The following is an 8,554-nucleotide window of genomic DNA, read 5'->3' as shown; positions in this document are numbered from 1 at the left end:
CCCGCAATTTTGGGCTCATCAGAGAGCATAAAGGTTTGGTAGTTGCGAGCCATTATTTCAATGCCCAGTGAGTAAACACCATCAATACAGGAACACCCGCAAGGACTGCGATATTTTTGGTTTTGATGTAGGCATAAGCCCCTGCAAGCCCTTCTGCTAACAAAAGAAAATAAGGGAGATCTGAATCCGCTCCAAAGGTTGCCTTTACTTCCTCTTTTAATCCAGAAAGCCGATTCTCAGCAGCAAAACAGGAGTCTGGCATCAAACACAACAGTGCCAAACCAATCATTAAAAAAGGGAGCAGCTGCCTGGCATACAGATATCCTTTAATGCTCAAATCGTTCATTGCTGTTCTATAGTTCATCACATTCTCCTTTTTTGGTTAAAAAAATCCCCCTGAGCCCCAATTTGTGCTCATTTTTTATTCTTTTTATTTAATGAATCGTGTTTTTGTGGTTTTATAAAGAGCGCTTATCCATCCATGGTTACTCCTTTATCAAGCATGCTTTGACTTAATAGGTGGTTGTTCTTTTTAAGTTCAACTAAAATTTGCGTCAGTAGGTGATTTGCAGAATCCAGTTTTTTGAACAAAGCCACATACTCAACTGCTTTTGCTATGTCAGGAACCTCCTTATCCATTGCTAGCAAAAGCGTAAAAAGCGCTCCACTGGAAAGAATGTGTTTAAAATATTCGACATCCTGTTCATCATTTTCAGTTGAAACGGCAGTCAGATTCTGATTAATCTTAAAATTGTTTTCAGGCAGTGTTGTGGGCTCTGCATGAATAACTCCACTCACAACGATGAGGGTCATCGACAGCATGAGTGTTTTAATTGGGTTCATTGAGCGCTCCTTTTATTTTTGTTATGAACTTAAGCTTTTAAAATTAGTCCGATGTTTGGTCTGTTTCTGGTATGTTGATGTTCTCAAGTTCACTTTTCATCACAATAACTCGTGCAAGATAGGGTTTTACCTTCGGTGATAAATGTGTACAGTAGCTTCTTACATTGCTGATTGCTTTTAATTCATTGTATCCATAAGCCATAGAAACAACTGCACTGTCTTTTTTATGATGCTGCAATTGGGCTCCTGCTGATTCCAGGTAGGCTGCAGCAATTGCGACATCTCCAGAACATAAATCGGAATTGTTTTCTTTGGCAATCTGGTTGAGTTGATAAGACGTATCAAAAATTGGTCTTTCTAAATCGTAGTGATTCGAACTGGTTGCAACAGCACAGGGTGAACCCAGTGCGGTGATGATAAGTCCTGCTATTACATTGATTCTCATTACTATTCCCTCTTTAACTCATTATTGTTTTTTAAATCCTATGCACTTTTTTCATGAAGCTCTAATCAGGCTGCATCAAAAAATGCCCGCTAATGTTTTTACCAGACCTTGTTCCAATGCGGGTCGTGCTTCTGCAAAACTCAGATTGACTTTATCGGCATTGGATACCACCCGCGTTCTATAGCGTTGGTAATCACTGTGTTTGCTCAATGTCTGTGTGGTTCCAGATGCAGTGCCATTTTGAAGGTTGGAATTAAACTGCTCATGAACAGTACCTTTTCCAACGCGCTCAGAAATTTGTACATCGGTAATCATCGTGTAATTCACTGCCTTGACTAGAGAATCTGCAGCCAAACCAATAATTCCCCCACCAATACCTGCACCAATCATGGTGCTTGAATGACCGCTTAATGCACCCAGTGCAGTTCCTGTTGCTGCCCCTGCCAATGCACTGCCATACCCGCCACCTAGCGCGGATTGGCTTGCAGACGCGCTCATTTTTCCCACCTTAAGAATATTGGCCTGCAGCAGGTAATGGGCTTTGGATGGATTTCCAACCACTTTATAGCCATGTTCTTCTAATGCCTGCTTTAGTGACTTATCAATGGATAATGACTCTTGAGAAGTATTCTTAATTGTGATGTAAATCGTTTTTTGACTTTGAGCCACAGGATCAAGAAAAATCGTTTGGCTGAGTTTTGTATCTGTTTCTAAGTTACGATGTTCGATCACTGTTGATGTTGCAGCACAGCTCACCAACAGGGCAAAAGATCCAGTTAAAGCTAAAGTGGTAATTGCCTTTTGTATCTGGTTAATGCATGGTTTCATATTATTCCCTTAACTCGTTAGTATGGTGATTTGAATGGTTAATGAGTCTGTACGCCCCGTGCTTCCTTCCACTGACCAGGCTTATTTAAAAACAGAGATTGTTCTTTTTTAATTTTTTGATGTATTTCCTGACGATGAATAATTACATCTTGTGGTGCATCGAACCCTAAGCGGACTTGATTACCCTTAACACCGAGCACGGTGATATAAATGTCATCATTGATTAGTACGGTTTCGCCTATTCTACGTGTAAGTATTAACATGCTGTGTTCCTTTTATTGGTTAGTGAATTGAATATTCTTTTTTTTGTGAATCAATCTCGAATCGAAGCGCTTCGCATGCCAATCGTGCCTCCATTGCAATGTGCCAGAAATCGCATTCAGGGATTTCCTGATAGGCCAGAGCTAATGACTCAGAGCAGGCGTTTAAAAGACAGTACAGCTCTTCCTTTGTAAACAGTTTTAAACATGGAATTTGTTTCATCATGCAACTCCCAATAACTGGCGAATTTTCGCAAGGTGTGTTGTTGCAATGTCTTTTGATTGAGGCAAAGTGCACAGCACCTTCTCTTTAATTTCCGGGATCTGGTGTCCTTGTCTCATTAAATGACATACCCGTTCATATGCCTCTTTAAATACTGCAAAAGAATGGCCTTCATTATCAATTTCCAGAAATTTAAGCCCCAGTCTTTTGGCAGTAAATTTAACCACTGCATGACTCCAGTTTGGGTTCGTTGAATAAGCGCTGTTTAAAACCTCCCTATGCGCCTCGGCAGCAGAAGGCAGGCGCAAATCACTATAAAAGCCAAGACACAAAGCTCGAAACTGCAGGCAATTGGGTGGAAATTCACAAAACTTGTCGCCTTTACTCAATGTCATTAATCGCTCCACACCACTGTCTAATGCTTTTGGAGTTAAATCTTTAAGTGCAGCAAACCAAACTCCTGTATCATTCACTCCATGCTTACTGATAAAAAGTTGCCCGTATATTGCAGTCAGCTTCATCCAGAGGCTGGACAAGTGTTCCTTCGATAAATGAACCGGAGTTGAGTTCATTGCCTGAGGTGTCCCAGAGTGAGTCGATTGAAATGCCATGATGTTCGCTGACTCGCTCAAGTGCTGTTTGGTTAAGAGTGCTTTGATTTGTACCACGCTCATTGTGATGACTCCTTAATTGTCCTTGTGCCTTTTGTAGTTGTTTTTGCATGTATTGGGCATCTCGCTCAAGCCAGTTAATGAATACTGGATTAAAGTCAGCCCATAGAGTGTTTTGTTTTTTGTTGTGCTTGATAAACGCCTGAATTTCTTCTTTGTCAGTTACTTTGGTTAGTCCCATGGAAAATGCCATTTCGATGGTTTTTGTGTTTGGGTAAAAGTCATCGCAAATTGGTTTTTTGCTGCAACAAAAATCATTGCTCGCAATTTCAGTTTGTTTGTTTGAGTTAGTTATATTAAATATATTAATATTCTTTGCAGAGCTCTTTAGTGTGTTAGCTTCTCTGTTAACTTCTATGTTAGATTTTCCCTCTGAATCTCCTTCTCTATCAGAATCTATAAGGGATTTAGGTGAATTAAGATCTGTGTTAACTTCTTTCTTTATAATCAATTGATTATAGATCTTAGGGACCTCTGGGAATATAAATTTTAAATTTTGCCCTTCAGTTATAACTTGAAAGTATTCGCTACACTCATGTTCTATAGACTTTATGAAATTTCTGATGGTTTGCTTAGATGGAACACCACTGTTGATTCGACCTGGAGCGGTTTTAATCTCTAAGGATCTTGATAGATCACGATAACTAATGTCAGATACAATTCCCGTAAGAGGATTTGCAAGATTTAATAGTTCATAAATAATTAATCTAGGACCATAGGGTAATAATTGAAACTTTTTTTCTATTTGTTTCCTAGCATTAATGTATAACTCAACATCAAACTTCATCAACAAATCCTTTTATTTATCTAATTTATTAGATAAGACTATCAGCCAATGGTAAAAATTACAATAATTTTTTTACCATTAAGGTAAATTTATAATGATTTGTCATACCTAATATGCTATAACGCATTGTATTTTGATGTTTTTTATACTATTTTTTTGGTAAATTCTTACGAAGATTTATTAACCATTTTGGTATATCATAGAATAAACATGCACCTGACTGAATTATTTAAATATGAGCAATCCTGTAATAGACAATGTTTCATCCCCCGAGTCTCGGGGCAAGAGAATAAGATTCATACGCGAGCATCTCCTGTCTTTTACACGAGAAGATTTTTGTCGCGATTCTAATTTTACTGCTCAATCATTAAAAGGATGGGAATTAGCATGGGGAGGAGGTTTATCCCAGCAGGGGGCTGTAAAAATCGTTAAACGAGCTAAAGAGTTAAATATTTATTGCACAGAATCATGGTTAATGCATGGCATTGGTAAAAATGCCACAAAAATCACAAAAGATTTAGATATCCAAGAGGGTGACGAAAGCCACATAGCTAAAGAATTACTACTATTCAGAGAACTACAACACTCTATTGACACCGTTATAAAAGATGATGGCATGATCCCTCTCTTATACCCTGGGAATTATGTTGGCGGTATAATAGTCAACAACATTGAGAGTGCCATTGGCAAAGATTGTATTATTATTGCGGACAATGATGAAGTATTTGTCAGGATCTTAAGGCATGGACAAGAACCAGCTCGCTATGACTTAGTTTGTTTAAATGAAAAAACTACATTAGTGAAAAAAGAAATAAAAAATACCGCCATTAAATTTGCAGCCCCAATTGTATGGATCCGCAGAATATTTCGAGAAAATAATTACTAATGAAAGCTTACAAAAAAGATATTTTGCCACATCAAGAATTTTATATAATCAGATTTACTAAAAGCTCGAGTCTACCTTATGCTCTTTTCATTCATGGTGGCCCTGGTCTCAATTGTGGAACCATAGAGTATCTTATTGATCATCATAATTTATTTAATTCTCTCCAGTGCAATATTATTCTGTATGATCAACGAAATTGCGGTAAATCTAATAAAATTAAAAAGTTAGTATTACAGCAAGATAATATAAATGATTTGCAAAAAATAATTCTATACCTTGATGACCATTTTAATCTTAACATCCATGCTTTGATTGGACATAGTTATGGTGCAAAACTTCTTTTTGATTACTACAAAAATTATGAGTCGACCATCCCTGGTGTTTTTGTTTCTACCGCTCAATCAATACTAACACCTCGTTTGAATAATTTAATGCTAGACCTATCCTATCTGAAAAAAAGTAATTTAGAGTTATATAACAAAATATTAAATGAAATTAATAATCTTGACCTTAATAAAATCTGGGAACTATCAGAACAATTAACTCCAGTTTTCCAAGAAAATAAAGACAGACCTTATTTATATTGGGCCAATTTAGAATATTATAATTTGGTTCAAAATGCACAGAAAAAGATCAATCTACCATTGGATATGAACACGTTTATCAGTGTAAGAAAAGATCTTTATTCAAAAGAAGCCAATTTTTCTGTTAATATTAATGAGCTTAAAATACGTAAATTATGGATAAATGGTTTTCACGATTTTGTCATGAACGGACACCAAATAGCATTGTCGAACATTCATGAAATTATAACTTTCAATAAATCGTCTCACTACCCACATCTAGAAGAGAATGATCGTTTTAGTGAGCTTTTAAATGAATTTATTAAATAGCTCTAAGGCAATCATCTTATTGTTTTCTATACTAATATCCCCTGTTGTTCACGCACAATCTAAAATTAAAATATGTTTGACCGGTAGGATTGTAGAAAATTTAAAATCATATGGTCAGTCTTTTTTAAATGCAGCATATCTTGCCAAAGAAGAAAATGATCTCTCTAACAAAGTTGTGATTAAGAGTTATTTTTATAATAACAGACCATTGGAGCCAATGCATATTTATAATCAAATGGTAAATGACTCTTGCTCTGCAATTATTGGGTTTGAATATCTATCAGACTTGTTATTAGCTGTAAAAGAACAGAAAAATGACACCATTCCTATTTTTACTTCCTACGCTAGCACCACCAACTCTGATCAATTACCTAAGAATATTTTTATCTTTATGCCAAGCTATAATTACCAAGCTGAAAAAATGATGAGCTACTTACATGAGCGCTATAAAAATATAAACAACGTGTTGCTTATAACGGAAATTAACCGTGATGAGATGCTAAAGTATAAGGAAGTGTATTCCAGCATTCTAAAAAAGGAACACGTACAATATTCTACATTTGATTTTCTAGAAAATGACAGCGATATAGAGGGAAAATTGAGCATTTTTTTGAATGAACGAAAATATCAATATGTTTTTTTATTGTCAGGTGCAATAGCATCAGCAAAAATTGCCAATATTATGAATAACCATAGCACTGTTTTTATTGGCACAGAAAACTTTGGTTCTTCAGTTAGTCAAACATTTTTTATGCGACTAAATGATAAAGTAATTCACTCTCATTTTATCCGCAATTTAGATTTTATACAGCCCTATGATGCTTTAACTAAATTTGAAAATATTTATATTCAAAAATTCCATGAAAAACCCACTGTATTGGCAGCATACACTTATGATTCGATGAAGATTATTTTGAAAGCATTGAATAGAACCGGTATCGTCAATACAAACAGCATATTAAGTACTGATTATATTGGCATTACCGGGGCTTATTTAAATAATGGTCAATTTTATCGATCGACCAATTACGTTATTTTATCAGTTAATAGCAATGGATATGCTTATGAAAAATAAAAGCTCTTCAATCAAAGCAATTTTTATCAAGAAAATGGCATATTCTGCTCTAATCCAATTTATTATTTTTGGATTTATACTCATGCTTGCAAAAGATTATTTTCATAATCAGATGAGTGTCTTTTCCAGAAATTTAATTATTAATGACTCATTTACCACTGATGAAATTGGTAGATATCAGCTTCTTAATAATAAGGATGCTCTTGATTTAGTCCTATACAATTTAGGTAATGAACGCAAACTAGACTCAATAAAATTTGTTCCTTTAAAAAATAAAATTGAAGATGTAGGTACTTGCGAAGAAAACAGCAAAAATAATTACCTTCTATGCAAAAAAGATAATGGGCAAATTTCCGGTATAACATTAATTAAAAATGATGAAAAGATATTGGGCTCGGTGGTTGCAAGTAAGCAATATAATTCTATCTATACTTTGCCAGTGTCCTATGGGCTTTTGTTAATTTTATTGATCGTACTTGGAATATTTCTTTTTAATTTCTTATTTCTATTCCTTTCTATGAGAAAAAAAATAGCAAACAATACCGAATACTTGCTTGATTTTATTTCATCACATCAAAGTAATAATGCTGTTGATTTTGCAAAAGTTGAAATTAATGAATATAGACAAATTGCTAATAAATTTATTGATGAACATCGAGAAATAATCAATTTACAGAAAGAAAAAGCCTATTACGAGGTAAGAAAAAATATTGCTGAGCTTGTTGCTCACGATATCCGATCACCATTAGCGGCAATAAACACCGCACTATCAGATGTAACATCGATTCCTGAAAATAAACGCATTATGATCAGAAATGCAGCTAAAAGAATCAATGATATTGCTAATAACCTACTCTTACAATCTAAAAATAATTTGCTTGACTGTAAAAGTAGTGAAATATATATGAATAATTCTCCAGAATTAATATTTGTAGTTTTAGATAATATCGTTGCAGAAAAAAGATATGAATATTACGCAACCAAAATCCAAATCAACTTACTTGGGTCCGACCACTCATATAATTGTTTTTCTAAGATACACCCTGATTCTTTTAAGCGCGTTCTATCTAATCTCATTAATAATGGTATTGAGGCAGTTAATTCTAATGGCTCTATTATTATCTCTCTAACATGCAATACTACGCATGTCGAAATTATTATTGAAGATAATGGCTGCGGCATTCCTCCCGATATCTTGCCAAAGGTTACAGAGCAAGGATTTAGCTTTAATAAGAAAACTGGTGCTGGTTTTGGTTTATCTTATGCTAAACAATATTTAGAGCAGATCAATGGTTCAATGCATATTCACTCTGAAGAAAAAGTTGGGACAAAAATTCATATCACTCTAATTAGGTCTAACCCCCCTAGTTGGTTCTGTGACTCAATGAATATTAGGTATGGTACTAATATTGTCGTATTAGATGACGATATATCCATCCATGACGCATGGAATGAACGGTTTTCAAATATTTCACACGTTAAAATGTTTCATTTTTATAACGCGATCGACTTAGTTCAGTATAAAGTTGATCCAAAAACTCCAATATTATATTTAGTGGATTATGAGTTGCTCGCTGATATTAAAAATGGTTTGAGCTATAGACAAATGTTGTGTATGGGACAAATTATTCATTAAGCGGCGT

The 8,554-nt window shown here is 34.9% G+C and carries 12 protein-coding genes; 4 read left to right on the top strand and 8 right to left on the bottom strand.

Annotated elements, in window-relative coordinates:
* Positions 1-52 precede the first annotated feature (52 nt).
* The 8 genes from KYQ_RS17455 to KYQ_RS17420 form a co-directional block, all read right to left on the bottom strand.
* A complete protein-coding gene (locus tag KYQ_RS17455; RefSeq protein ID WP_014845152.1) occupies positions 53-364 on the bottom strand; it encodes a type IV conjugative transfer system pilin TraA in 312 nt (103 codons plus the stop codon).
* Between the two features lie 107 nt (positions 365-471).
* A complete protein-coding gene (locus KYQ_RS17450; protein ID WP_014845153.1) occupies positions 472-843 on the bottom strand; it encodes a hypothetical protein in 372 nt (123 codons plus the stop codon).
* A 43-nt stretch (positions 844-886) separates the two neighbouring features.
* Positions 887-1,288, bottom strand: coding sequence for a hypothetical protein (locus KYQ_RS17445; protein ID WP_014845154.1), 402 nt, complete (start codon positions 1,286-1,288; stop codon positions 887-889).
* A gap of 75 nt (positions 1,289-1,363) precedes the next feature.
* Entirely contained in the window at positions 1,364-2,116 is a 753-nt protein-coding gene (locus tag KYQ_RS17440; RefSeq protein WP_014845155.1) for a complement resistance protein TraT, read from the bottom strand.
* Between the two features lie 38 nt (positions 2,117-2,154).
* On the bottom strand, positions 2,155-2,379 hold the full coding sequence (gene csrA, locus KYQ_RS17435) for a carbon storage regulator CsrA (protein WP_014845156.1): 225 nt from the start codon (positions 2,377-2,379) through the stop codon (positions 2,155-2,157).
* Positions 2,380-2,398: 19 nt separating this feature from the next.
* Complete coding sequence (locus tag KYQ_RS17430) at positions 2,399-2,602, bottom strand: hypothetical protein (RefSeq protein WP_014845157.1); 204 nt, start codon at positions 2,600-2,602, stop codon at positions 2,399-2,401.
* Complete coding sequence (locus KYQ_RS17425; protein ID WP_223499707.1) at positions 2,599-3,072, bottom strand: hypothetical protein; 474 nt, start codon at positions 3,070-3,072, stop codon at positions 2,599-2,601. The genes KYQ_RS17430 and KYQ_RS17425 overlap by 4 nt, the downstream gene beginning before the upstream one ends.
* Before the next feature lie 7 nt (positions 3,073-3,079).
* Positions 3,080-4,057, bottom strand: a complete 978-nt coding sequence (locus KYQ_RS17420) for a hypothetical protein (protein WP_014845159.1) — start codon at positions 4,055-4,057, stop codon at positions 3,080-3,082.
* A 235-nt stretch (positions 4,058-4,292) separates the two neighbouring features.
* Between KYQ_RS17420 and KYQ_RS17415 the strand changes: the two genes are divergently transcribed.
* From KYQ_RS17415 to KYQ_RS17400, 4 genes are read left to right on the top strand one after another with little or no spacing between them, the layout of a single operon-like run.
* Positions 4,293-4,943 carry a helix-turn-helix domain-containing protein gene (locus tag KYQ_RS17415; RefSeq protein ID WP_014845160.1) on the top strand — a complete coding sequence of 217 codons (651 nt, stop codon included), beginning with the start codon at positions 4,293-4,295 and terminating at the stop codon, positions 4,941-4,943.
* Positions 4,943-5,836, top strand: a complete 894-nt coding sequence (locus KYQ_RS17410) for an alpha/beta fold hydrolase (protein ID WP_014845161.1) — start codon at positions 4,943-4,945, stop codon at positions 5,834-5,836. Before KYQ_RS17415 ends, KYQ_RS17410 begins: the two co-directional genes overlap by 1 nt.
* Positions 5,820-6,911 (top strand): ABC transporter substrate-binding protein, encoded by a 1,092-nt coding sequence (locus KYQ_RS17405; protein ID WP_014845162.1) that lies wholly within the window; start codon positions 5,820-5,822, stop codon positions 6,909-6,911. The genes KYQ_RS17410 and KYQ_RS17405 overlap by 17 nt, the downstream gene beginning before the upstream one ends.
* Positions 6,901-8,547: a sensor histidine kinase gene (locus KYQ_RS17400; protein ID WP_019350434.1), complete on the top strand. Its 1,647-nt coding sequence runs from the start codon at positions 6,901-6,903 to the stop codon at positions 8,545-8,547. Before KYQ_RS17405 ends, KYQ_RS17400 begins: the two co-directional genes overlap by 11 nt.
* Positions 8,548-8,554 lie beyond the last annotated feature (7 nt).

It is taken from the genome of Fluoribacter dumoffii NY 23 (genome assembly GCF_000236165.1).
In the GTDB taxonomy this organism is placed as follows: domain Bacteria; phylum Pseudomonadota; class Gammaproteobacteria; order Legionellales; family Legionellaceae; genus Legionella; species Legionella dumoffii.
This window is presented reverse-complemented; position numbering and strand designations above follow the sequence as displayed.